Origin of the sequence: Streptomyces sp. PsTaAH-124 (genome assembly GCF_000373685.1) — a bacterium.
Lineage (GTDB): Bacteria > Actinomycetota > Actinomycetes > Streptomycetales > Streptomycetaceae > Streptomyces > Streptomyces andamanensis.
The window spans coordinates 170,538-194,778 of sequence record NZ_KB892191.1 but is presented as its reverse complement, the minus strand read 5'-3'; the positions used below and the strand labels follow the sequence as shown (position 1 = coordinate 194,778).

The following is a 24,241-nucleotide window of genomic DNA, read 5'->3' as shown; positions in this document are numbered from 1 at the left end:
TCACAGATAGGCGACCCCCTGCTCCACGCTGCCCGCCAGGAAGCCCGCGAGCCGGGCGCCGTAGCGGACCCAGCGGCGGCGCAGACCGGGGGAGCGGGCGAGGTCGGGGGAGTGCAGCAGCAGCCAGGACCAGTTCATCAGGACGGTCGCGCCGTCGCGCCGCCGGAACCCGGCGTGCCGGTAGGCGTCGTACAGACGGGCACCGGAGCGGCCGTAGTTCCACTTCTGCCGGGCCAGGGAGGACAGTTCGGCGCGCAGCCGGTAGTGCATCCGGGCGTCGGGGGCGTAGCCGAGCCGGTGGTGGGACAACCGGACCCGCCACGACAGGTCCATGTCCTCGCCGCCGCCCACATAGTTCTCGTCCCAGCCGCCGACGGCGTCCAGCACCTCTTTCCACGCCGCGCAGTTGGCGCCGCGCGCGAAGGGCAGGAAGTCGGTCTGCGCGGTCATCGGCAGCGGCTGCTCGTCGGCGTGGGCGGGGCTGAGCAGGGTGGTGTCCAGGCTGCCGCCGATCAGCGCGGCGTCCGGCGCCGCCGCGGCCAGCGCCGCGAGCCAGCCCTCGGCGGCCACGTCGTCGGCGTCGCAGAAGGCGATCAGATCGCCGCGCGCCTCGGCGGTCCCGCGGTTGCGGGCATGGCTCTCGCCCGCCCGGTCGCGGGCGTCCACGATCCGCAGCGCGGGCAGCACCGCACGCGCGGCGCGGGCCACCTCGCGGGTGCCGTCCGCCGAGCCGTTGTCGACGACGAGGACCTCCCAGGGCCCCTCGTACGTCTGGCGGCCGAGGGCGTCCAGCTGGGCGGGCAGCGTGAGCGCGCCGTCGCGCACGGGGAGCACGACCGAGACCAGTTCGGGGCGGCGGCCCGGCCGGGGCGGCTCGATGTCCCCTTCGGCGGCGCGCGAGCCCAGGGAGGCGGCGCGCAGGACGTCGGCGCGCGCGGCACGGGCCGCCGCGCCGGTGGCCGCGCCCTCGCCGGTGCGGCGGCGCACCAGCAGCCGGGGCACGGTGACCCTGGCGTACCGGCCGCCGCCGCGCACCGGTCCGTCCGGCTCGCCGAGCAGGTCGCGGCGCACCGCGTAGGCGACGTCGGCCCCGCCGGGCACCTCCGGCGGCAGCGCGATGCCGTCGATCAGACCGCTCTCCCGCAGCCGCAGCACACCGCACTCGATCAGGGCCGCGTCCTCGGCAGCCGCCCGCGCCAACTGCTCCAGCCAGCCCGGCAGCACCTCGTCCCGGCCCTGGAGGAACGCCACGTACGGGGTGCGCGCCGCACGGGCCGCCGCCGTACAGGCGTCGCCCGCCGCACCGGGGGCCGCGCGGACCAGGCGCACATCGGCCGCCCCCGGCGCCGGGCCGTCCCCGGTGACCAGGACGACCGCGGCGGGCGGCGGCGACTGCCGGGCCACGGACCGCAGGGCGGGCGCCGCGTCGCCCTCGGGCGCCGCCACGACCACGGTGAAGTCCGCCGCGCTCACGGCGCTCGTCCGCGTGCTCATCCGGCCGGTGCCACCGGGTGCAGGGTGAACTCGACGTCGTTGGGCGGGGCGACCAGCAGCGGCAGCAGTTCCTCGCGGGTGCGGGCGGCGCGGCGGCGGGCCTCCTGCGCGTTCATGGCCTCGGTGTAGGCCCGGCGCCGCGCGGAGCCGAAACCGGTGTCCGGCGCCTGGGTCAGGGAGTCGGGCCAGATCCGGTAGCGGTACAGGACACGGCGCACGCTGCGCAGCCGGAACAGCCGGGCCGCCCGGAGATGGAAGTCGGTGTCGGCGCCCAGCCGCACGGTGCCGTCGAAGCCGCCGAGCCGTTCGAGCACCTCGCGGCGCACCACGCTGGAGGGGTGCAGCAGGACGGTCGAACGGCCCAGCCGCAGCCACAGGTTGCCGTTGCGCGGCATCCGGCGCCGCCCCGAGCCGTGCCCCTCGGCGTCGATGTACTCGTAGGCGCAGCCGACCAGGTCGGCCCGGTCCCGCTCCAGCAGGGCCAGTTGGTGGCGCAGCCGGTCCGGCATGCTGATGTCGTCGGCGTCCTGGAAGGCCACGTAGGGGGTGTCCACCCGGCGCAGCACCTCGTTCTTCAGGCGCAGATGCCCGACGTTGCGGGAGGCGCGCAGGACACGGAGGCGGGGGTCGCCGGTGTACGGGCGCAGCGCCTTCGTCCAGCTCTCGCCGGGCGTGCAGTCGTCGACCACGACCAGCCGCAGATCGGGCCGGTCCTGGCCGAGGACCGAGGCGACGGCGGCGCCCAGATAGGCCGCGCAGTCGTAGTGCGGCAGGATGACGGTCACCGCCGGATCCCCTTGTGCCGTTGCCCGCACCGCAGTCTCCTTCCCGGGCCGCGCCGCGCGGCCGTCGTGTGTCAGTGCCCGGCCGCCGGTACGGTCCCGGGCCGCCCCTCGGCCGCCGGGCTGCGGAAGTCGCCGTCGTCGCCCCACGGCACGTGCCGCAGCGGGCGGCCCAGGGCGCCGCGGGCGGCCAGGCCCGCGGCGACCGAGCAGAACCACGCCGCCTGCACCGCCTTGACGGCCCACCGCTTCGCGCCCCGCACCGGTCCGCCGGAGCCGTCCCAGGGCGCCAGCGGCCACAGGCCGTGGAAGAGGACCTCGGTGAGGTAGACGCGGGCGGCGGGCCACGGGTGGTCGGCCGTGCAGGTCACATGGCTGTACAGGGAGCGGCGCAGCCGCCGCAGTGTGTCGTGGGCGCGGCCCACCCGGTAGAAGGAGCCCCGCGCCTCGGGCAGCACCTCCAGGTCGTGCCACGGATCGGGCGCGGCCGGGTCCAGGAGGGCGAAGAGCACATGGCCGTCGTCCGCGAGCCGCCGGGCCGGGATGCCCCCGGCCAGGACATCGGCGGCCACGAGCATGCAGGCCGCCGCCGGGTACGGCGCGGGCGGCGCCGTCACCCGGGAGACGCGGTCCATGGTCAGGGCGGCGGCCGAGGCGCGCGGCAGCGCGGACAGGTGCGCGCCGACGGCGCCGGTGGCACCGCGCTCCAGGAAGCGGTCGACGAGCCGGACCAGACAGCCCGGGGCCAGCCGTACGTCGTCGTCGGTCCACAGCCAGCCCGTGTGCCCCAGCGGCCGGGCCAGCCGCAGCGCCGCGTTCACGGTGCGGATCTTCCCGGGACCGGGCAGCGCGAAGCCGACCACGTCCGGCGGGGCGGGCGCGCCCGCCCCGCCGGACGTGGTCTCGTTCCCGGCCCCGGGTCCGGTCAGCTCGCACAACCGGCGCACCGCCTCGGCCAGTTCTCCCGGGCCGTACTGCATTCCGAGCCAGAGCGTCAGCGGCAGCTCCGGGCGGGCCGCGCGGACTTCGGCGAGCGCGGCCAGCAAGTGCCGCAGCGCCGTGCGCTGTTCGTCCCGACCGCAGCGGGCGACATAGGTGGGCAGCAGCACCCCGAGCCCGCCGCCGGGCAGCGAGACCGGCGCCTCGTGGCCGGGCAGCACCCGGCCGCCGCGCACCAGCGCCACCGGTCCGTCGGGCGCGGGCACCGGATCGAATCCGCGGGCCACCGCGCGCTGCCACCACAGGCGGCCGTCCTCGATGCCCCCACGCATACCCGTCCCTTCGCCGGACCCACGCCCCGCCGGGCGAGAAGGAGTGGATTTCACGACCGCCGCATCACGCGGGGAATACGGCGGATTTCGACAGGGCGACGGGCGTACGCTAACCAGCGCCGCCGACTGATCACAAGAGCGGGTGTCCCGCGCACTCCGACGGAGGGCGCTCTGGCCGAAATGACCGTGGTGCGGTTGTGTGCGTTCGGTGAATTCGCCGGACAGCCGCCGGAACACCCGGAGGACACCCTGGCCGAATTCCATGGGAAGGCCGACGAGAATGCATGGAACGGATCAAGAGAACGACCGAAAAAGGCCCGGATGATTTTTACCAGGGGCACGCGATACGCGGGACGGAAGAAGTGGCGCACGGGTACGGCGGAACCCGCGGCGGCGGACCGGTCCGCCCGGGTCCGGCGCCCCGGCGGCGGGCCGGACGGGCCGGGTGCGGCACACTGGCCGTCCGGCATCCGGCGGCCCGGCCCCGGCCGGCCGCGGGCCCGCAACCACCGGCACACAGGCCCGAGTTCCGCGCCACGCGCCGCGGGCGACGGCGAGAGGGTGACACCCATGGAGTACGCACCGAGCGCCGCACAGCGGCCGGCGGGCGCGTCCGGCGACGCCGGACGCGACGTCCTGCTGCACGCGCGCGGCATCGTGAAGCGCTACGGCCGCCGCCGCGTCCTGGACGGCGTCGATCTCGCGGTCCGCTCCGGCGAGGTCGCGGCGGTCGTCGGCAGCAACGGGGCAGGCAAGTCCACGCTGCTGAAGATCTGCGCCGGGCTCGTCCGTCCGGACCAGGGACGGGTCACCGTCGCCGGACGGCTCGGCTACTGCCCGCAGGACGCCGGTGTCATGGACTTCCTCACACCGCGCGAGCACTTCACCCTCTTCGGCGCGGGCGCCGCCATGAGCCGCCCCGACGCCGACCGGCGCGGCCGCGAACTCGCCGCCCGGCTGGACTGGCCGGTGGCCCGCACCACCCTCGCCAAGGACCTCTCCGGCGGCACCCGGCAGAAACTCAACGTCGTCCTGTCCGCGCTCGCCGACCCCGAGGTCCTGCTGCTCGACGAGCCCTACCAGGGCTTCGACCGCGGCTCCTACGTCGACTTCTGGCAGAACGTGTGGCGCTGGCGCGAGGAGGGCCGGGCGGTCGTCGTCGTCACCCACCTGCTCCACCAGCTCGACCAGGTCGACCACGTCCTGGACCTCACCCCCGCGACCCGGGGGGCCCGCCGGTGATCCGCACCCTGCGCATGGCCGAGATGACGCTGCGCGAACTGCTGCGCCGCCGCGGCGTTCTGGGGCTGCTCCTGCTGGTGCCGCTGGTGTTCTACCTCGGCCGGCACGACCAGGCCGGGCAGGCCATCCGGTTCGCCAGCCTCGGCGTCGGCTTCGCCGTCAGCACCGCCGCCCTGTTCTCGGCCGTGACCGGCCGTCAGCTCGCCCCCCGCCTCGCCCTGTCCGGTTTCCGGCCCCGCCACCTCTTCCTGGGCCGCACCCTCGCGCTGACCGTCGCCGGACTGCTCGTCTCCGCGCTGTACGCCGTCGTCGTGACCACCGACCAGCAGGTGGCGCACCCGCAGGCCGTGGCCGCCGAACTGGCCCTGACCACGCTGGTCGCGGTCCCGCTCGGACTGCTGCTCGGCCTGGCCGTGCCCCGGGACCTGGAAGGGACCCTGCTGCTGATCTGCGTCATCGGCGCCCAGATGGTGGTCGACCCGGCCAAGAGCGCCGCGAAGGCGCTGCCCTTCTGGTCCACCCGGGAGATCATCACCTACGCCGTGGACGGCGCGGCCGAGGGATCCCTCACCTCCGGAACCGCGCACGCCCTCGTCGTGGCGGCGCTGCTCGCGGTGGCGAGCGGCACGGTGATGTCCGTACGGCTGCGCCGCCGCGCCCACATGCGATTCGTGTGAAGACCCCGCACGCGGTGTTCTCCTCGGCGGTGCCGGGCCGGTACGCTCCCGGCCCGGCACCGCCGGTGCGTTTCCGCCCGGGAAAATCCGGCCCTACCTCGCCCAAACGAACGCGTGTAGGATCGGGAAATCCTCCGGCCGCCGCCGCATGAGCGCGCGCCGGCTCGGTGGCCCGGCTCGTCGCCTCTCCGCGGAAAGGAGAGTACGTGAACGGCGCTCAGCGATTACCTCTCGATGAACCGGTGCGGCAGGCCCTGTCGGCGGCCACCGAATTCCTCCGGTCGTCCCGCGACGAGAACGGCTGGTGGAACGACTACGAAGTCCGCGGCCCCGGACAATTCTGGGCCACCGCCTTCGTCGGCGCCTCCCTGGCGGAATTGCCCGAAGGCCCCGCACGCGCGGCGGCGGCCGGGGCATGGCGGCTGCTGCGCGGCTCCCGGGGCCCCACGGACGGCTGGGGCTACTGCCCGAAGGTGCCCGGCGACGCCGACATCACCTCCTGGGTCCTGCGCCTGGCCGAGGCGCTCGGCGAGGACGACGACCCCCGCGCCGGTGAGGGATACCGCTTCGTGGCCGCCCACCTCCAGCCCGACGACGGCGTCTCCAGCTATCTGCCCGAGACCGCCCAGCCCTTCCTGGAGCGCGTGGCGCCCCGCTGGGACGCCTGGTACGCGAGCCACCCCTGTGTGACCGCCGCGGCCGCCGGACTGCGCGGACTGCCGGTGCGCGCACGGCTCCTGGACCGGCTCCGCCGCATCCAGCGCCCCGACGGCGCCTGGCCCGCCTACTGGTGGCCCGACCGCGAGTACCCCACGGCCCTGGCCGCCGAGGCGCTCACCGCGGGACGGCCCGGCCCGCCCAGCCCCTACGCACGCCACGCCGCCCGCTGGGCCGCGCGGCGCATCGGCCCGGACGGCGCGGTGCGCACCGCGCAGGAACCCCGGGGCTCCGCCTTCGCCACCGCCTTCGCGCTGCGCGCCGTCACCGCCGGGGCCGGGGCAGCGACGGCGGACGCCGGACACCGGGCGGTGCAGTACCTGACGGAAAGTCAGAGAGCGGACGGCAGCTGGCATCCCTCCGCCTGGTGCCGGGTCCCCGGCCCCACCGAACGCGACCCCGACGCACGCGAGCGCTGGGAGCGCGGCCGCAGCGGCAAGGCCGCACTCGGCTCCCTGGTCCTGGACAACAACGCGCTCTACACCACCGCGTCCGTCGTCGCCGCACTGGCCGGAGCCGGTGCCGCCGTCGCCCCGCCGGCCCCGCGGCGGCCGGACCACGCGCCCCGCGCGTGACGGCGCCGGGCGCACCCGGCGACCGGACCCACGACCGGACGACAAGGGGGTAAGGCCGGTGAACACCACACCGCACCCGGTCCCGCACGACCCCGTCCGCACGGCGCCACCACTGCTCGGCCCGGGGGACGTCCTCACCCGGCTGCGCGGTCACGCCCGCGGACCGGTGCACATCATCGACCCGTTCAAGGTGCCCCAGGAGGAGGCCGTGGAGAAGGCCAAGGTCCTCGACGACCTGGGCTTCCCCGCCCTCATCCTGGCCAGCACCGACTACGAGTCCTTCGAGACCCGTATGGACCCCTACGTCGCGGCGATCAAGGAGGCCAGCTCCCTTCCGGTGCTGCTGCACTTTCCGCCGCGCAAGGGCCTGGGCTTCCCGCTGGCCCGCGGCGCCGACGCCGTGCTGCTCCCGGCCCTGCTCGGCTCCCGCGACGACTACTACGTCTGGAAGAGCTGCCTGGAGACCGTCGCCGCCCTGCCCGGCAGGGCGGAGCGCGCCGACTGGCCCGAACTGCTGCTCACCGTCGCCCTCACCTTCGGCGAGGACCGCAGGACCGGCGACCTGCTCGGCACCGTACCGGTCGCCACCGCGGGCACCGAGCAGATCGACCGGCACATCGCGGTCACCCGCAGCTTCGGCTTCCACCTGGTCTACCTGTACTCGCGCCACGCACGCGTGCCGGCCGAGGTGGTACGCCGCTTCCGCGACCGGCTCGACCCCGGCCAGATCCTCTTCGTCAGCGGCAACGTCCGCCGCCGCGAACAGGTCGACGCCTATCTGGAGGCGGGCGCCGACTACGTGGGCTTCGCCGGGGCGCTGGAACACCTGGACTGGCGCACCACCCTCACCGAGATGGCGGGAGGCACCCGGTGACCCTGGCCCTGCCCGACCCGTACACCACCGCCATGCTCGCCACCGAGTCCGCCAACCGCGACCAGGTGACGGACTTCGTCGCCCGCAACGGCGGATCGCCCGAACTCGTCGCCCACACCGCCGCGTTGCGGCTCTATCTGCGGGTGCCGCACTTCCTGACCGAGTGGATCGGCGACCCGCCGCTGCGCGCCCGGGTCGCCCGCGCCCTCGCTCTGGACATCGTCGCCATGAAACTGCTCGACGACCTCATGGACGACGACACCGGGCTGAGCCGCGTCGAACTCGCCTGCCTGTGCCTGCATCTGCACCTGACGGCACTGCGGGAGATGTGCGCCCTCGCCGAGGACCCCCGGTCCGTCACCGACCTCCTGGAACACGACTTCACCACCGTGTGCACCGGCCAGATCCGCGTCAAGAGCCACCGCGCCCGCGACCTCGACGGCTGGCGGGCCGGTGCCAGCACCTACGGGGCATCCTTCCTCGGCTGCTACGGGGCGCTGGCCGCGATCTGCGGCCGGGCGACCGGATCCGTGGGCCCCGCCCGCCGCTTCGCCGAGGCGTTCGGCACGATCATCACCATCGCCGACGACCTCACCGACTACGACCGCAACGGCGAACGGGCCGGGAACCTCGGGCACCTGATGCGCACCGGAGCCGTCCCCGCCGCCGAAGTCGCCGCGCTGCTCGGGCAGTTGCGGGCCGACGCCCTGGACGCGGTGCGGGAGCGGCCGGCCGCCCTCGGCCTGGAGGCGGTGACCGAGCTGTACACCACCGACGTCCTGGACCGGCTGCTCCCGCTGCACACGGTGCCCTGACCGCCGCGCGCGGCGCGGCGGCGGCCTACCGGGATCCGTCCCGGTGGGCCATCACCTCGTCGAAGACATACAGGTCGACGCCGCTGTCCGCGAAGTCCTCCAGCACCTGCGCCGCCGTGTGCGCGATGGCCCGGCCGGGCCCGTTCAGGGACGTGTTGATCAGCGCGGGCACCCCGGTGGCGGCCTCGAAGGCGGCGAGCAGCCCGTGCAGCCGCCGCTCGCCCGGCCCCAGGGTCTGGACGCGGCAGGTGCCGTTGACATGCCGGGCCTCGGGCGCGGTCCCCTCCGGCAGCAGATACTCGAACAGCATGTACGGCGAGGGGTGCGCGCCCGGGAACAGCTCGGCGAAGCGCTCCTCGCGCATCACCGCGCCCAGCGGCCGGTACCACTCGCGCCGCTTCAGCTCCTCGCTCATCCGCTTGCGCATCCCGGGCACGGCCGGACTGCCCAACAGGGAGCGGTGTCCGAGCGCGCGCGGCCCCAGTTCGGCGGCGCCCTGCGTGTACGCCACCACACCGCCCTCGGCCAGCACCCGCACCACGGCCCCGGCGTCGTACTCCCGGGGCGTCAGACCCGCGGCGCCCAGCGCGTCCGAGACGTCGGAGCGGGCCTCGCCGGTGCCGTTGCCGTAGACGCCGATCGGGTCCGGCCGCTGCCCGAGCACATAGGTGAGCGCGTACACCCCGGCCCCCGCCAGATGGCCCGCGTCGCCGCAGGCGGGCGGGATGGCGAGGTCCCGGCCGAAGGCGGTGCGCAGCGCCGAGTTGGCGACGATGTTCAGGGCGCAGCCGCCGCCCAGCGCCAGCGGTCCGACCCCGGTCGCGGTGCGGGTGGCGTACCGGTCGAGGACCGCGTGCACGGCCTCGGTGAACAACTCCTGGAAGGTGGCCACCACATGGGCGGCCGTCTCGAACTCCGGGGCGAACTCGGGCCGCCGCGCGAGCCGGGCCCGTACCTCCTCGGCCAGGACCGGATCGTGCATCACGCGCGGGTCGACGGCCGCCAACTGCTCGCGGACGGCCGGATCGGGACTGCCGTAGCCGCCCAGCGCCATCACCTTGCCGGCCACGCTCGGGCTCGTGCCGAAGCCCAGCAGGTGGCCGATGGCCGTCCAGCCGAAACCGTTGCCGTACCAGGGCAGCGGGTCCTTGGCGAGCCAGGTCAGCTCCGTGCCGTCCACCCGGAACAGGGAACTGCGGGTGAGCTGGCCGCGGCCCTCGTTGACCAGGACCAGGGTGCCGTCCTCGTGCCCGGCGTAGTGCGCGGCCAGCGCGGCGTGCGACACCTCGTGGGTGACGACCACGCACTCCACCCGCCGCCCCAGCAGTTCGCACACCGTGCGGTGGTGCGGCGCACCCGCCTGGATGCGCCGCATCGCCTCGTCCAGGTCGGGGATCTTCAGCAGCGCGCTGCGCACCGGTGTGCTCACCGCGACCAGCGCGATCCCGTCCGCGTCCACACCCGGCTGGGACAGCACATGGCGCAGGGCGATGTCGCTGCGGTGGTCGTGCTTGACCCGGGTGAGCCGTTCGGTCTCGACGGCGAACGCGAGCCGGCCGTCCTCGAAGTAGCCGACGCCGGTGTCGTGACCGGCGGAGTGCAGGGACAGTACCTTCATCGGCGCTCCTGGTCAGCGGGGGAGGGGGTGCGGACCGCCGAGTACGGGGCCCACTCGATGCGGCGCAGCGGCCGGCCGGCCAGCCCGCGCAGGTACAGTTCGGCGCCCACGCCCGCGAACCACGCGAAGTAGAGCCACTTGACGGCCGCCTTCCGCACGCCGTGCCGCAGCCCCCGGGAACCGTCGAAGCCGGTCAGCGGCCACAGCCCGGAGAACAGGACGTGCCGGAAGTAGTACCGGGCCAGCGGCAGCGGCCAGTCGGCGAGGTCCACGAGGTGGTTGAGCAGCAGCCGCCGGATCCGGCGGCGGGTCTCGCCCGCCGGTCCGGCGACGAAGTAGTGGCAGCGGGCGTCCGGCACCAGCCGCAGCCGGGCCAGCGGATCGGGCAGGTCCGGGTCGAGCAGACGGAAGCAGACGTAGCCGTCGTCGGAGACATAACGGCCCGGCAGCCCGCCGGAGACCACGTCGGTGGCGACCAGGATGCAGCAGCCGTGCGGGTAGGTGGTCGCGGGCGCCGCGACGGCCTTGGCGCGGGCCAGCAGCCTCGAGGTGGCGAACTCCTTGGTGTGCGGCACCTTCGTGGCGCCCATCGCGCCCCGGCAGCCGGCCGCCAGGAAGTCGCGCGTCAGCCGGGCCAGACAGCCCTCGTCGAGCGTCACGTCGTCGTCGACCCAGCCCACGCCGACGCAGCCGAGCGCCTCGGCCACCTCGATCGCGGCGTTGAGCGTACGCGGCTTGCCCGGTCCGGGCAGCGAGAGACCGCACACCGGCAGCCGGGGCAGCCGGTCCCGGGCCCGGCCCACCAGCGCCCGCAGTCGCCGCAGCGCCTCGCGCTCCTCTGCGGCACAGGACCACTGCATGCCCACGAAGAGCGCGAACGGGGCCCCGGGGTGCGCCGCACCGGCCTTCGCGAGCTGGCCGAGCAGGGCGTCGAGCCGCTCCTCCTGCTCGGCGAGCGTCCCCCGCGCCACGTACGTCGGCGCGACCAGCGCCAGCGCGGGCAGCACCTCGCGCCGCAACGCGGCGGCAACGGCCCGCACTTCGTCCGGGGCCGCGAGGGTACGCCCGGTGCCGTCCGGCGCACGGGACGCGTCCTGGCCCTGCCCGCCGGGCTCCTTCGGGCCGTCCCGGCCGCCGTCGTCGTCCGGCAGGACGTGGCGGACCGGCACGGCCCAGGACGGCGGCGGGCAGAAGCCGCGGGCCATGGCGCGGCGCGGATGGCGCAGCCACCAGGGTTCGGCGCGGCGGGCCGGGGAGCGGGCGGGGAGCGGGGCGTTGAGGCGGGGCGGCGGGCCCGGACGGGGGCGGGTGTCCGGGCCCGGCGCGTCAGAAGTCACGGTCGGTGTTGGAGGTCGACCGGGCCAGGCTGCGCAGGCCGTCCAGGGTGTTGCGCCACTGGCCGGTCGCGGCCATGTGGCCCAGCAGCGGCTTCACCATGGTGCGGCGCAGGAAGAACGCCCGGTAGGCGGCCTGGGCCCGGTGCTGCGCGTCGGGCACCAGATAGCCGATCCGGCTGTCGAACTCGCCCTGCACGAACCTGTCCCAGTAGTCCTTCGGGATCCGTCCCGCGGCCACCGACTCGGTGTGCAGCGGGGTCCCGGGCAGCGGGGTCGCCGTGTAGAAGCTCGCGTAGTCCAGCGGGATCCGGCAGGCCAGGTCGATGGTGCGCCGGAACTGCTCCCGGCTCTCGTCGAGCCAGCCCACGATGAAGTAGCCGAACCCCTTGATCCCGGCCTCGTGCGCCGAGGTGACGGCCTTCTCGATCTTGGCGATGTCGCTCTCCTTGCGCATCCGCCGCAGGATCTCCGGGTCGCCGTGCTCGATGCCGAAGCGCAGCCGCACGCACCCCGCCCCGGCCATCGCCTTCAGCAGCGGCTCGGGCACCAGGTCCACGCGGGTGGGCGCCTCCCAGCGCACCTTCAGGCCCTGTTCGCCGATGAGCGCGCAGATCTCCCGGACCCGGCCGCGGTGCAGGGTGAACACGTCGTCGTAGAACATGATCTCCTTCACCCCCCAGCGCTTCTTCAGCTCGGTCATCTCCCCGACCACGTCCTCGGGGCTGCGGTACATCGACTTCTTGTCGACGGCCTGCTTGAAGCAGAAGCTGCACTTGAAGGGGCAACCGCGGCTGGAGATCATCGTGGCGAACGGCCGGGGCGCCATGATCGAGTAGTAGCGGTCCATGGGCAGTCCGCCGCGCTCCGGCCAGCCGACCTCCTCCAGGTTCACCATGGGCGCCGCGCCGCCGTCGCTCTCGCGGCTCACCAGACCGCGGATGCCGTCGGGCCTGTCGCCCTGCTCCAGCGCCTCGGCCAGCTCGGGCATGATCGTGATGCCCTCGCCGACACCGACGTAGTCGATGCAGTCGTGGTGCAGGTTCTCGCGGGCGTAGACCTCGGTGTGCGGGCCGCCGAGGATCACCTTGGCGCCGGTGCTCTTGGCCACCTGGCAGGCCTCGACGGCGCCGGGCAGTCCGGGCGTGGTGGTGCTGACGCCGACCAGGTCGGGCGCGAAGTCGGCGAGCAGGCGGCGCAGTCCCTCGGCGTCCAGGCCGAGGGCCGGGGTGTCGACCTGGATGACGTTGTGGAAGCCGGCCGTCTTCAGCGCGGTGTGGATGTAGCCGAGCCCGAGGTGCGGCAGCACTCCGGCCCGCTTCTGGATCTGGGTGATCTGACGGGTGTTCAGGCACAGGTCGTGATGGCGGACCAGGGCGATGCGCAGACCGCGGCGGCGCCAGCGGGGCAGTCCGGGGCGGGCCGCCGGTGCCGTGGCGGCGGTCGAACAGCTGCCCGACCCCGCTGTCGGACCGGTGCTGATGACGGGCAGTGTCTTCCGCATGGTGTCCCCTCCTTCGGGGGTCGTGCCGGACCGGCCGGTGTGGATCACCGGCGCGTCCGCTCGGCGGGCGCGGTGCAGGAACGGCGGGAAGCGCAGGGAGAGCAGAGGAGAGCAGGGGTGTGCTGGGGTGAGCAGGGTGTGCGGGGGTTCAGGAGGCCCCGGGCGTGTGTCCGGACGCCAGGGACTCCAGCTGGAGCAGGTACAGGGCCAGCGGCTGGAGGCGGCTGACCCGTCTGGGCGCGCCGGGCCCGCGCCCGGCGGCCAGCAGCCGCGGCAGGACCCGGTCCCCGCCGCGCCACCAGCCCGGCTCGGCCCACACCGTGTGGCCCAGCAGCCGCGCGAGGAACGCCAGCCGGTGCGCCACCAGCGACGGCCCGTGCCGCTGCGGCACGGCGGAGGCGAAGCCGAGACCGGCGTGCTCCGGGAAGGCGCGCAGCAGTGCCCGGTCGTGCAGCGTGCCGTCGATCTGGTGCGGGTGCGGCACCGAGGACAGATGGTCCACCAGGGCGTGGTCGAGGTAGGGGGTGTGGATCAGGAGCCGGTCGCCGCCGAGCGCGAAGGGGGCCAGGGCGATGGAGCGCCGGGTGCGGTTGTGGAAGAAGAAGGAGCCCAGCGGGAAGGCCGCCGGGGCGTGCCGGGCGAGTTCCGCGGCCAGCCGGTCGCGGGCGCGCGCCCTGCTCCACAGCCGCGCGGTGCGCGGTCCGAGCAGGTGCTCGACATGGGCGCCGGTGCGGCCCGCCGCCAGCAGCCGGTCGGCGAGTTCCGGCAGCGCGGCCGGATCGTAGGGGTTCTCCCGGATCAGCGCGATGCTCGGGTTCTGCGCCAGCTCGCCGCCGCCGAGCCCGTCGTAGGACAGGCCGCCGCGGCGGCGCAGAAAGGCCAGCAGCGGCAGCGTCCAGGCACCGTCGAGGGTGCCCATGCCCTGGCCCGGGTTCGCGGTCAGCTCGGCGCGGAAATGGGAGCGGGGCCGGGGCAGGACGCGGTGCGGCAGACCGAGCCGGGCGGCGAGTTCGCCGGCCACCCGGGCGTCGGCGCCCGGGTCGGGCGGGAACTTGGCGCCGCTGACGCAGAGCCGGGGAGGCGCGCCCTGCCGGCACAGTTCGAGCAGGATGTGCCGGGAGTCCCGGCCGCCGCTCAGCGGGAGGTCGTAGGGCTCCTCGGGCAGCCGCCGGGCCACGGCGGCACGGAAGAGGTCGACGAACCCGTCCACGGCCTCGTCGCGGGTCATCGCGGCGGGGCCGGGCGGCGGGGGCGCCGCCGAGCGGACGCGCAGCCCGCCGTCCGACCAGGTCAGGGTGGCGGCGGGCGGCAGCGCCCGGACGGCGGCGAACGGCGTGTCCTCGCCCAGGAAGAAGCCGAGGCGGACGAAGACGGCCAGGGCGTCGTGGTCCAGCGCGGCGGGCTCCCCGGGGACGAGCAGGGCGAGCGGATCGGGCGACAGGGCCAGGGAGTCGGCGCCGGCGCGGTAGTACAGCGGATGGACGCCGAACCGGTCATTGCGGGCGCGCAGCCGCTCGCCGTCCCAGCTCCAGGCGGCGAACACGCCTTCGGGCGGCGGCCCGTCGGCCAGTGGATCGCCGTCCAGCACATGCCCGAGCCGGACCTCCTTGTCGCCCTCGGCGCGCACCCCGTCGGGTCCGGCCACCAGCCTGAGCAGGGGTTTCACCGTGCCTCCAGCAGGGGCCGCACCGCGTCCCCGATCCGGGCGGTCACCGCGTCCTGGTCGAGGACGGACTCCGCGAAGGAGACGGCCGCCTTCTTGTGCGCCTCGATGGCGGCGGGCCGGGTGAGCCAGTCGTCGACGGTGCGCAGCAGCTCCTCGGGTCCGGCGCAGGCACGGCCCAGGCCGTGCTCGTGGATCAGCCCCGGCACCCACCGCTCCATCGGCAGACCCGACTCCAGCATCAGCACCGGGATGCCGAAGTAGGCCGCCTCCAGGGTGGTGTTGGGGCCCGCCTTGGAGATGAGCAGGCCGTGCGGGGAGCGGGCGGCGCGGTCGATGTAGTCGAAGTACTGGGTCTGGGTCAGCCGGCTGTGGAAGCGCCAGTGCGCGAGCCGGGCGGCCCCGGCGGCGGCCCGGTGGGCGAGGCCGGGGTCGTCGTAGCCGACGAAGACGAGGTCGGTGTCCGGGTGGGTGTCGGCGATGTGCCGCACCAGTTCCGGATAGATGTCGCCGCCCCGGTTGCAGAAGACGATCAGCCGGGGCCGCTCCGGATCGTCGTCGCCGCCCCAGGGCGCCTCCGGAGCGCCCGTCTCCTGGGCGGGCCCCGCGGTCATGAAGTCGCGCAGGTCGTGCTGGGCGACCAGCGGGCCGACCACCCGCACCCGGGCGGGGTCGCCGCCGCAGTCGGCCAGCAGCCGGTCGCGGGCCCAGTCGAACCCGACCAGGGTCAGGTCCGGGTACGGGCTGCGGTGCAGGGGCAGTTGGAGCAGCCCCGGGTTGGTGACGTGACTGACCACGCGGGTGCGCACCCCGGACAGCCGTACGGCGGCCACGCACAGCCTCGCCACGAAGCCCTTGGTGCCGACCACGACGTCCGGCGCGGTCCGCGCCAGATGTGCGGTGAGCGGGGCGATCGCGGCGCGCTGCACGGGCGTGGGAGCGGCCTCGAACCCGGCCGGGAACCGCTCCTGGAGGCGCCCCATGAGGCCCATGTAGCGCTCGGTGCGGGTCGCGGCGTCCGGGCTGGTCAGCGAGATGGTGCGGATCTCCGCGCCGGCCTCGCCGAGCCAGGGCAGGATCGGCTCCGCCTCCAGCAGGGCGGTCTCCGCCTCGACGGCGGTGCGCAGCGCCCGGGAGAAGCGGGTGGCGGCGAGGTAGTTGCCGAACTCCCCCCAGGTCCGGGGGGAGAGCACCTGGATGGTCGGGCGGTCAGGGTGCACGGTGGGTCTCCTCGGTGAGGGCGAGGGGTGCGGGCGGGGCGGCGGCCCGGCCGCGGTACCAGAGCTGGTGGACCAGCAGGGCCCACAGCTTGCGCGAGGTGTCGCGCCGGCCGCTCAGATGGTCGTCGGTCAGGACGCGCACGGCCTCCGCGTCGAACAGGCCGTCGGCACGCAGCGCGGCCGGCGCGAGGGTGTCCAGCAGCAGCGGGCGCAGCTCCTCGCGCAGCAGGGCCGCCAGCGGGGCACGGAAGCCCAGTTTGGTGCGGTGCACGATGGACTCGGGCAGCCACGCGGACGCCACCCGGCGCAGCAGGTACTTGCCGGTCAGGCGGCGCAGCTTCAGCGCGGTCGGCAGGGAGTTGCCGTACTCGACCAGATCGAGGTCGAGGAAGGGCGCGCGCACCTCCAGGGCGCTGCGCATGCCGCCGCGGTCGGTCTTGGTGAGGATGGTGTCCCGCAGGAAGTGCGCGAACACGGCGAGCTGGCTGCGCTGCACACCGCTGAGGCCGTCCTGTCCCTGGAGCAGTCGGGAGATCTCGGCGAACGGATCGGGCCCGGCCAGGGCGGCGGCGCGGGCGTCCGGCGTGAGCAGCGCGGCCGACTCGTCCGGCCGGAAGGGCGCCGTGGACAGGTAGAAGCGGTGCTCGGGCGCCGCGTTCAGCCCCCGGGCCAGCAGCCGCAGCGCCGCCGTGGCGGGGAGGTTGCCCGTCCGGGCGGGCAGCACCCGTACGAGCGCGCCCAGCAGCGCCTGGAGCCGGGGCGCCGGCATCAGCCGCAGCAGCACCTCGATGGTCCGCTCGGCCTGGAAGTAGCGGTAGCCGAGGAGGAGTTCGTCCGCGCCGTCGCCGGTGAGCACCCCGCGCACCTGCTGCCGGGCGGCCCGGCACACGATACGGGTCGGCAGCAGCGAGGGATCGGCCAGCGGCTCGTCGGCCGCCGCGTACTCGGACTCCACCACATCGGCCAGGTCGCGGCCGGTGACGCGGACCGTGTGGTGCTCGGTGCCCAGATGGCGGGCGACCGCGCGGGCGTGGCCGCTCTCGTCGAAGTCCCGGTCGGCGAAGCCCGCGCTGAACGTCGGCACCGGGCGGCCGGGGGAGAGCTGCTGGGCCACCGCCGCCACCGCGCTGGAGTCCAGGCCGCCGCTGAGCAGCACGCCCAGGCGCCGTTCGGTGCTGGTGACCCGGCGGGCCACGGCCGCCCGGAACAGCTCCTCGAACCGGTCGGCGGCCTGCCGCACCGGCACCCGTGGCCCCGCACCGAGCCGCGGCCGCCAGAACTCCGTCTCCACGAGCTTGCCCTGACTGGCCGTCACATAATGGCCGGGGCGCACCTTGTGCACGCCGGTCACCGCCGAGCCCGGAGCGCAGAACGCCTGGAAGGTGAGGTACCCGGCCAGGGCGGCCGGGTCCGGGGTGCGCGGGGCGGCCGGATGGCGCAGCAGCGCGGTCAGTTCGGAGGCGAAGGCCACTCCGCCCGGCACCCGGGTGTAGTAGAGCGGCTTCTTGCCCATCGGGTCGCGGGCCAGCACGGTCGTCGACGTCCGCGCGTCGTGCAGCGCGAACGCGTACATGCCGCGCAGCCGCTCCAGTACGGCCGTGCCGTGCCGCTCGTACAGCTCGACCAGGACCTCGGTGTCGCTTCCGGTGCGCAACCGGACGCCGTCCGCCCGCAGTTCACGGCGCAGCTCCGGGTGGTTGTAGATCTCCCCGTTGAGGACCAGCACGGTCGACCCGCCCGCCGAGCGCAGCGGCTGGCGGGCCCGTCCGGGGTCGACGAAGGTCAGCGCGCAGTGCGCGAAGGTCACCCCCCGGTGGTGGCACCAGCTCGCCCCGTCCGGGCCGCGGTGCGCGACGGCGGCCAGCATCCGCCGGGCCGTGGCCAGGGACGCGTCCTGTCCGCCGCCGGTGTCGCTGAATCCCACGAAGCCGCACATACCGGCTACGACCGGTCGGTGGGCGTCGTCCCGGTGCGGCCGCCCGGACCGGACGCCCCGGCGGCCGGTGCGGGGGGTGCGGGCGGCGGCGCGGCGAGGGCGTGCCGGGCCCACTCGACCTGGGTGGCGAGCCCGGTCCGCAGCGGGGTGCGCGCGGTGAACCCGAGCAGCCGCTCGGCCCGGCCGACGTCCGCGGTGGTGCACCGCACGTCCCCGATCCGGGCCGCGCCGTAGCGCACATCGAGCCGCGCCCCGGTCAGTTCACCGGTGAGCGCGAGGATCTCGTTGACCGAGGAGGCGCTGCCCGTGCCCACGTTCAGCACGGTGCTGCACCGGTCAGGGGAGGCGGCCGCCAGGGTCAGCGCGCGCACGATGTCGAGGACGTACACGAAGTCGCGTACCTGGGTGCCGTCGCCGTACACCTCGACGGGCCGTCCCTCCAGGGCGGCGCCGATCACCCGGGAGATGAACATGTCGGGCCGCTGCCCGGGGCCGTACACGGTGAAGAAGCGCAGCGCGCCGACGCTGAGCGCGGTGTCGCGGCGCGCGGCGAAGGCCAGCGCCAGCCGCTCGGCGGCCAGCTTGGTGACCCCGTAGGGGGACAGCGGACGCGGCAGGTCGTCCTCGCTCATCCGGCCCTCGGCACCGCCGTACACGCTCGACGAGGACGCCATGACCACCCGCGGCACCCCGGCGCGCACACACGCGTCCATGAGGCGCTGGGTGGCCAGCACATTGCAGTGCAAGTACTCCGGGAATTGCGTCCAGGACGGCCGCACACCCGGTAAGGCGGCCAAGTGGAAGACCACTGAGGCGTTCTCGAGACAGGACGAGAGATCGGCGAAGGCGAGATCGGCGTGGACCGCGCTCAGCGCACCCGCCGCCGCGGTCGGCGGAATTTCACGTCCGGTCCAGGAGGCTTTTCGATCAATACCCACGACATGTGCACCACCGCGCCGGAGATCCTCCACAAGATGTGCACCGATGAAACCGGCCGCACCCGTGACCACCACTTTCCCGGTGGGCCCCGGAACGTCCCCGGACGCGCCGCCCGCGTCCCGCGCGTCACACGGCATGAGAAATCCCCCTCGCGTCGAACGAACCCGATTGTTCAAGGCGGTGCTCCGTACCGGCGCCGGCCCCGGGCGCGGACGGCCGTCACCATGGGACCTCGGACGCCCCCGGAAAAGACACAGGGCCAAGGAATTGTGACCGAAAACAGTCGGCCCGCCCCGCTGCCGAACGCGATCATTCGCGATCAATTGGTCCGGAAGACCCGTGGAGTCTAGCAGTGCGCCGAAACCGCAGCAACGGTCCGCATTCCACCGTACGGCGTGATTCCCAATGCGCGGGCCGGACTTTATCCTGGGGCCTTCCGCCGCCCGGCGAAGGGGGAGGACCGCTTTGGCAGCCAGTCCGTTACGGCAGCTGTCCCCGCTGATCCGCTATCTGCGCGGCGAACGCCCGGCCGTCCTGCTGCTCGCGGTGCTCGTGCCGCTCGGCGTCGTCCTCCAACTGGCCGCCCCCTACCTGCTGCGCCGCTTCGTCGACAGCGCGCTCACCCAGCGGCCCGCCCAGGCACTGCTCACCGTCTCCCTGTGGTATCTGGCCGCCGCGGTCGCCCTGCTCGCCGCGACCATCGGCGCCGACGCGCTGGCCTCCCGCCTGGCCTGGCGCGCCACCAACCGGCTCCGGGCCGACCTCGTCGCGCACAGCCTGCGCCGCTCCGCACGCTTCTACCAGCGCTTCCCGCCCGGCGAACTCGTCGACCGGATCGACTCGGACGTCACCCGCCTCGCCTCCGTGATGTCCGCGCTGCTCCTCGAAGTCGCCGCGCAGGCCCTGCTGGTGGGCGGCATCCTCGCCGCGCTCTTCCTGCTCGACTGGCGTCTCGCCCTGGTCTTCGCGCCCGTCGCCGCCGGTACGCTCGTCCTGCTGCGCCGCCTGGTCGGCCGGGCCATGCCGTTCGTCGCCGCCCGCCGCCAGTCCTCCGCCGAACTCCTCGGCTTCCTGGAGGAACGCCTCGCCGCCGCCGAGGACCTGCGCGTCAACGGCGCCTGTGACGCCACCCTGGCCGACCTGGAACGGCGGCAGGACGAGCTGTACCGGCGGGCCCGCGACGCGGCGCGCGTGTCCGTGCGCCGGCCCGCCACGGTCCAGGGCCTGTCGACGGTCAGCGTCGTCCTCGCCCTCGCCGTCAGCGTGTGGCTGCACTCCGCGGGCCGCCTCACCACCGGCACCGCCTTCGCCGCGCTGTCCTACGCCATGCTGCTGCGCCGCCCGCTGCTCGCGATCACCACCCGCTTCCAGGACCTGGAGGAGGCCGCCGTCTGCGTACGCAGGCTGCGGGACCTGCTGCCGCTGCGGCCCCCGGCGGACACCACCGCCACGGCGCTGCCGCCGGGCCCTCTCACCGCCGCCCTCGACCGGGTGACCTTCTCCTACGAACCGGGCGAACCCGTCCTGCGGGAGGTCTCCTTCCGGCTGGAACCCGGCGAGCGGCTCGGTATCGTCGGCCGCACCGGGAGCGGCAAGTCCAGTGTCCTGCGGCTGCTGTTCGCGCTCCACCACCCCGAGCGGGGCGCCGCCCGCGTCGGCGGCGCGGACGTGCGCACCCTCGACACGGGCGTACTGCGCCGCCGGGTCGCGCTGGTCACCCAGGAGGTGCAGGTCTTCCACGCCAGCCTCCGGGACAACCTGACCTTCTTCGACCCCGCCGTCGACGACGGGCGGGTGCGGGACGCGCTCCGGGAGGCCGGACTCACCGACTGGTGGCGGGCCCTGCCCGACGGGCTCGACACCGTGCTCGGCACCGGCGCCCGCGGCATGTCCGCCGGAGAGGAGCAACTGCTGTCCCTGGCGCGGGTGTTCCTGCGCGACCCGGCCCTGGTGCTGCTGGACGAGCCCACCGCCCGCCTCGACCCGCACACCGAGGCGCTGCTGCTGCCCGCCCTGGAACGCCTGCTGACCGGCCGCACCGCCGTGGTGGTCCAGCACCGGCCGCACGCGCTCGGCCAGGTCGACCGCATCCTCGTCCTGGACGAGGGCGCCGTCGTCGAGGACGGCCGCCGCACCGCCCTGGCCGCCGATCCGACCTCCCGCTTCCACGGACTGCTGCGCGCCGGATGAGCGCCGCCGAGGACACCGAGAACGCCGATGACACCGAGAAGACCGAGACCGTCGATGCCACCGAGAACACCGAGGAATCCGAGGACACTGAGGACACTGAGGAATCCGACGACACGATGGACACCACCGACACCCCTGCTGCCTCCTCCTCCGTCGCCACCACGGCCACCGAGGCCACCGAGGCCACCGCGCCACCGTCGCCCGCGCCCGCCACCGGACCCCCGCCGGACGGCGGCACCCGTTCCACGCTGCGGCGCCTCGCCGCCGCACTGCGCGGTTCGGCCGCCGCCTACTGGACCCTGACCGGCCTGTGGGTGCTGCTGCGGGCCGGCACCCTGGCGGTCGGCCTCCTCTTCCAGCGCCTGTTCGACGGCTTCGACCGCGGCGACGGGGTGTGGCTCCTGATCGCCTGGGTGGCCGCCGTCGAGACGGCCCGCCTGTGCCTCCAGTTCGCCGTGATGATCAACCGGCTGGAGCCGCGCGTGCAGTACGGCACCACGGCCCGGCTGCGCCGCGAGCTGCTGGGCTCCGCGCTGCGCCGGCCGGGAGCCGCCGCCACCACCGCGCCGGGGGAGACGCTGCGGGCGGTCGGCGAGGACGTGGACGAGACCGGCTTCTTCGTCGCGTGGGCCCCCACCAACCTCGCCCACTGGCTGTTCGTGATCGCTTCGGTCACCCTCATGATGCGCATCGACGCCGTCGTCACCTGCGCCCTGCTCGTCCTGCTCGTCCTGATCACGGCGGTGACGGGCGCCGTCCACGGCCGCTTCCTGCGCTACCGGCGGGCCACCCGCACCGCCTCCGCCCAGGTCGCCGGAGCCCTGCGCGAAGCGGTCGGCAACGTACGCGCGGTGCAGGCCGCCGCCGCCGAGGAGCATGTGGCGGCGCACATCGGACGGCTCGACGACGCGCGCGCCCGAGCCGCGGTGCGCGAGGAACTCTTCGCCGGTGTGCAGCGCACGGTGATCGCCAACGCCGCACCGGTCGGCGTCGGCGTCGTCCTGCTGCTCACCTCGGGCCGGGCGGACCACGGGGCGTTCAGCGTGGGCGACCTGGCGCTGTTCATGTTCTACCTCCAGATCCTCGCGGAGGCCCTGGCGTCCATCGGCATCCTCTCGGTCCGGCTGCAACGGGTCTCCGTGGCGCTCGGCAGGATCGCCGGGTTCCTCGGCGGGGCACCGCACGCCCCGCCCGGGGAGGCCGGACCCGGCGCACCCGTCCGGAAGGCCGGTCCTGATCCGGCCCCGGCCCCGGCCCCGGACCCGCACCCGCCGCTGCGCGAGCTGACCGTGCGCGGGCTCACCGCCCGCCACCCCGGCACCGGGCACGGCGTCCACGACGTCGACCTGAGCGTCGTGCGGCACGGTGTGACCGTCGTGACCGGCGGTGTCGGCGCGGGGAAGACCACGCTGCTGCGGGCCGTCCTCGGACTCCTGCCGTGCGAGCGCGGCACCGTGCTGTGGAACGGCGAACCGGTCGCCGACCCCTCCGCGTTCCTGGTCGCCCCGCGCTGCGGCTACACCCCGCAGGCGCCCCGGCTGTTCAGCGGCTCGGTCCGCGACAATGTGCTGCTCGGCACCGCCGACGACGACGGCGCGGTGCTGTCCGGCGCGGTGCGCACCGCCGTCCTGGGCCCCGACCTGGCCGCGATGCGCGACGGCCCGGACACCGTCGTGGGACCGCGCGGGCTGCGGCTCTCCGGCGGCCAGCTGCAACGGGTCGCCGTGGCCCGCATGCTGGCCCGCAGCCCCCAGCTCCTGATCCTCGACGACGTCTCCAGCGCCCTCGACCCGGACACCGAACACCTGCTGTGGCAGCGGCTGCTGGAGCGGCGGGCGACCGTGCTCGCCGTGACGCACCGGCCCGCGCTGCTGCACGCGGCGGACCGCGTGGTGGTGCTCAGGGACGGGCGGGTCGAGGCGGCCGGGACCCTGGAGGACGTCCTCGCCGCGTCGCCCGAGATGCGGCGCGTCTGGTCCGGCGGCCGGTGACGGGTGGGCCGCTCACGGCAGCCGGGCGACCTCGCGCTCCGCGCTGTCGCGCGGGGCGTCCAGCTCGGACCAGACGGCGTCCAGGGCGGCCGCGAACTTCCTTACCTCGTCCGGCTCGTGCACCGCGGACGGCGCGATGCGCAGGATCTCCTCGCCGGCCGGCACACTCGGTGCGTCGACCGCCTGCACATAGATGCCGTGCCGCTCCAGCAGCAGGGCCGACATCCGCTTGCACAGCCGGTCCTCGCCCACCAGGGCCGACACGATGTGCGTGCGGTCGGACAGGAACGGGATGCCCCGCTCGCGCAACAGGGCGTGCAGCAGCCGGGCGTTGACGGCGAGCCGCTCCCGCTCCCGCGTACTGCCGCGCAGATGGCGTACGGCGGCCAGGGCGCCCGCCGCGACCGCCGGGGGCAGCGCGGTGGTGAAGACGAAGGAACGGGCGTACGCGCGGACCGCGTCCAGCAGCACGGTGGGCCCGGCCACATAGCCGCCGGTCATGCCGAACCCCTTGGCGAGCGTGCCCATCACCAGGGTGAAGGAGCCGGCGAGGCCCTCCCGCGCGGCGATCCCCGCGCCCTCGGGCCCGTACATGCCGACCGCGTGCACCTCGTCGAGGAAGGTCACCGCGCCGTGCCGCTCGGCGGCCTCCGCGACACCGGCCAGCGGGGCGATGTCCCCGCGCATCGAGTGCACCGACTCGGTGACGACGAGTTTCGGCCGCTCCGGGGCCACCGAGGACAGCAACTCCTCCAGATGCGCGCGGTCGTTGTGCCGGAAGATGAACTTCTCGGCCCCGCTGTGCCGCAGTCCGTCGATGATCGACGCGTGGTTCAGCCGGTCGGAGAAGACGGCGCAGTCGTCGATACGCCCGGCGAGGACGGACAGCGCCCCCTCGTTCGCCGAATATCCGGAGGTGAACAGCACCGCGTCCTCCTTTCCGTGCAGCGCGGCGAGTTCCTCTTCGAGAGCGACGTGATAGTGGTTCGTGCCGCCTATGTTGCGTGATCCGCCGGACCCCGCTCCGTATTCGTCGACGGCGCGCTTCATCGCGGCCAGGACCTCCGGATGCTGCCCCATACCCAGATAGTCGTTGCTGCACCAGACCGCGATTTCGCCATGGTGTGCGGTGGTGGCGGCGGGGAATCGACCGGCGACGCGGCCGAGCTGGAGGAACTCCCTTTTGCGCGCGGCTGTTTCCTCGGCGAGTCGCGCGAAGAAATCGATGTAGTCCGACATGTCCGGGCCCACTCCCTGTCGCTTCCCAACCGGCGCGGGCCATCGTAGGATGCGCCGCGTCACTTGCACAGTGTGCGTTGCCCGCTCCTGACGCCGTTCGAAGCGGAGTGCCGATGACCGAATGTGAAGCCGCCCCCGCAGATGAAGATTCTTTTCCCGG

Annotated in this window: 18 protein-coding genes; 7 read left to right on the top strand and 11 right to left on the bottom strand. The window is 74.6% G+C overall.

What is annotated here, in order from left to right:
- The 3 genes from B086_RS0128445 to B086_RS0128435 form a co-directional block, all read right to left on the bottom strand.
- On the bottom strand, positions 1-1,494 hold the full coding sequence (locus B086_RS0128445; RefSeq protein WP_234029392.1) for a glycosyltransferase: 1,494 nt from the start codon (positions 1,492-1,494) through the stop codon (positions 1-3).
- Positions 1,491-2,279, bottom strand: a complete 789-nt coding sequence (locus tag B086_RS0128440; protein ID WP_018569836.1) for a glycosyltransferase family 2 protein — start codon at positions 2,277-2,279, stop codon at positions 1,491-1,493. Before B086_RS0128440 ends, B086_RS0128445 begins: the two co-directional genes overlap by 4 nt.
- A gap of 71 nt (positions 2,280-2,350) precedes the next feature.
- Entirely contained in the window at positions 2,351-3,547 is a 1,197-nt protein-coding gene (locus B086_RS0128435; RefSeq protein WP_018569835.1) for a glycosyltransferase family 2 protein, read from the bottom strand.
- 570 nt (positions 3,548-4,117) lie between these two features.
- On the opposite strand from B086_RS0128435, the gene B086_RS0128430 reads away from it, so the two are divergent.
- The 5 genes from B086_RS0128430 (at position 4,118) to B086_RS0128410 (ending at position 8,447) form a co-directional block, all read left to right on the top strand.
- Positions 4,118-4,789, top strand: a complete 672-nt coding sequence (locus B086_RS0128430) for an ABC transporter ATP-binding protein (RefSeq protein ID WP_018569834.1) — start codon at positions 4,118-4,120, stop codon at positions 4,787-4,789.
- A complete protein-coding gene (locus tag B086_RS0128425; RefSeq protein ID WP_018569833.1) occupies positions 4,786-5,466 on the top strand; it encodes a hypothetical protein in 681 nt (226 codons plus the stop codon). Before B086_RS0128430 ends, B086_RS0128425 begins: the two co-directional genes overlap by 4 nt.
- 206 nt (positions 5,467-5,672) lie before the next feature.
- Positions 5,673-6,758 (top strand): prenyltransferase/squalene oxidase repeat-containing protein, encoded by a 1,086-nt coding sequence (locus tag B086_RS42125; protein WP_158690438.1) that lies wholly within the window; start codon positions 5,673-5,675, stop codon positions 6,756-6,758.
- Positions 6,759-6,816: 58 nt separating this feature from the next.
- Positions 6,817-7,632: a geranylgeranylglyceryl/heptaprenylglyceryl phosphate synthase gene (locus B086_RS0128415; RefSeq protein ID WP_026252855.1), complete on the top strand. Its 816-nt coding sequence runs from the start codon at positions 6,817-6,819 to the stop codon at positions 7,630-7,632.
- A complete protein-coding gene (locus tag B086_RS0128410; protein ID WP_018569830.1) occupies positions 7,629-8,447 on the top strand; it encodes a hypothetical protein in 819 nt (272 codons plus the stop codon). The genes B086_RS0128415 and B086_RS0128410 overlap by 4 nt, the downstream gene beginning before the upstream one ends.
- A 25-nt stretch (positions 8,448-8,472) precedes the next feature.
- On the opposite strand, the gene B086_RS0128405 is transcribed toward B086_RS0128410, so the two are convergent.
- The 7 genes from B086_RS0128405 to B086_RS41055 form a co-directional block, all read right to left on the bottom strand.
- Positions 8,473-10,065, bottom strand: coding sequence for a carbamoyltransferase C-terminal domain-containing protein (locus B086_RS0128405; RefSeq protein ID WP_018569829.1), 1,593 nt, complete (start codon positions 10,063-10,065; stop codon positions 8,473-8,475).
- Positions 10,062-11,402 carry a hypothetical protein gene (locus B086_RS0128400; protein ID WP_026252853.1) on the bottom strand — a complete coding sequence of 447 codons (1,341 nt, stop codon included), beginning with the start codon at positions 11,400-11,402 and terminating at the stop codon, positions 10,062-10,064. The genes B086_RS0128405 and B086_RS0128400 overlap by 4 nt, the downstream gene beginning before the upstream one ends.
- Entirely contained in the window at positions 11,392-12,903 is a 1,512-nt protein-coding gene (locus tag B086_RS0128395) for a B12-binding domain-containing radical SAM protein (protein ID WP_018569827.1), read from the bottom strand. Before B086_RS0128395 ends, B086_RS0128400 begins: the two co-directional genes overlap by 11 nt.
- A gap of 148 nt (positions 12,904-13,051) precedes the next feature.
- Positions 13,052-14,569, bottom strand: a complete 1,518-nt coding sequence (locus B086_RS0128390) for a hypothetical protein (protein ID WP_018569826.1) — start codon at positions 14,567-14,569, stop codon at positions 13,052-13,054.
- Positions 14,566-15,786, bottom strand: coding sequence for a hypothetical protein (locus B086_RS0128385; protein WP_018569825.1), 1,221 nt, complete (start codon positions 15,784-15,786; stop codon positions 14,566-14,568). Before B086_RS0128385 ends, B086_RS0128390 begins: the two co-directional genes overlap by 4 nt.
- The gene (asnB, locus tag B086_RS0128380) at positions 15,776-17,710 is read right to left on the bottom strand and encodes an asparagine synthase (glutamine-hydrolyzing) (RefSeq protein WP_234029391.1); all 1,935 of its coding nucleotides are present in this window, start codon (positions 17,708-17,710) and stop codon (positions 15,776-15,778) included. The genes B086_RS0128385 and asnB overlap by 11 nt, the downstream gene beginning before the upstream one ends.
- Positions 17,711-17,727: 17 nt before the next feature.
- Positions 17,728-18,798 carry an NAD-dependent epimerase/dehydratase family protein gene (locus B086_RS41055; RefSeq protein ID WP_051115937.1) on the bottom strand — a complete coding sequence of 357 codons (1,071 nt, stop codon included), beginning with the start codon at positions 18,796-18,798 and terminating at the stop codon, positions 17,728-17,730.
- A gap of 328 nt (positions 18,799-19,126) precedes the next feature.
- On the opposite strand from B086_RS41055, the gene B086_RS0128370 reads away from it, so the two are divergent.
- Positions 19,127-20,851 carry an ABC transporter ATP-binding protein gene (locus B086_RS0128370; RefSeq protein WP_018569822.1) on the top strand — a complete coding sequence of 575 codons (1,725 nt, stop codon included), beginning with the start codon at positions 19,127-19,129 and terminating at the stop codon, positions 20,849-20,851.
- Complete coding sequence (locus tag B086_RS0128365; protein WP_018569821.1) at positions 20,848-22,842, top strand: ATP-binding cassette domain-containing protein; 1,995 nt, start codon at positions 20,848-20,850, stop codon at positions 22,840-22,842. The genes B086_RS0128370 and B086_RS0128365 overlap by 4 nt, the downstream gene beginning before the upstream one ends.
- Positions 22,843-22,854: 12 nt before the next feature.
- Here the strand turns inward: B086_RS0128365 and hemA are convergent, their stop codons facing one another.
- Positions 22,855-24,081, bottom strand: coding sequence for a 5-aminolevulinate synthase (gene hemA / locus B086_RS0128360; RefSeq protein ID WP_018569820.1), 1,227 nt, complete (start codon positions 24,079-24,081; stop codon positions 22,855-22,857).
- Between the last annotated feature and the right edge of the window lie 160 nt (positions 24,082-24,241).

Bases quoted from the DNA above. Each gene is read 5' to 3' on its own strand.
- B086_RS0128445 (WP_234029392.1), bottom strand. From the start codon at position 1,494: ATGAGCACGCGGACGAGCGCCGTGAGCGCGGCGGACTTCACCGTGGTC.
- B086_RS0128435 (WP_018569835.1), bottom strand. From the start codon at position 3,547: ATGCGTGGGGGCATCGAGGACGGCCGCCTGTGGTGGCAGCGCGCGGTG.
- B086_RS0128430 (WP_018569834.1), top strand. From the start codon at position 4,118: ATGGAGTACGCACCGAGCGCCGCACAGCGGCCGGCGGGCGCGTCCGGC.
- B086_RS0128405 (WP_018569829.1), bottom strand. From the start codon at position 10,065: ATGAAGGTACTGTCCCTGCACTCCGCCGGTCACGACACCGGCGTCGGC.
- B086_RS0128395 (WP_018569827.1), bottom strand. From the start codon at position 12,903: ATGCGGAAGACACTGCCCGTCATCAGCACCGGTCCGACAGCGGGGTCG.
- B086_RS41055 (WP_051115937.1), bottom strand. From the start codon at position 18,798: ATGCCGTGTGACGCGCGGGACGCGGGCGGCGCGTCCGGGGACGTTCCG.
- B086_RS0128365 (WP_018569821.1), top strand. From the start codon at position 20,848: ATGAGCGCCGCCGAGGACACCGAGAACGCCGATGACACCGAGAAGACC.
- hemA (WP_018569820.1), bottom strand. From the start codon at position 24,081: ATGTCGGACTACATCGATTTCTTCGCGCGACTCGCCGAGGAAACAGCC.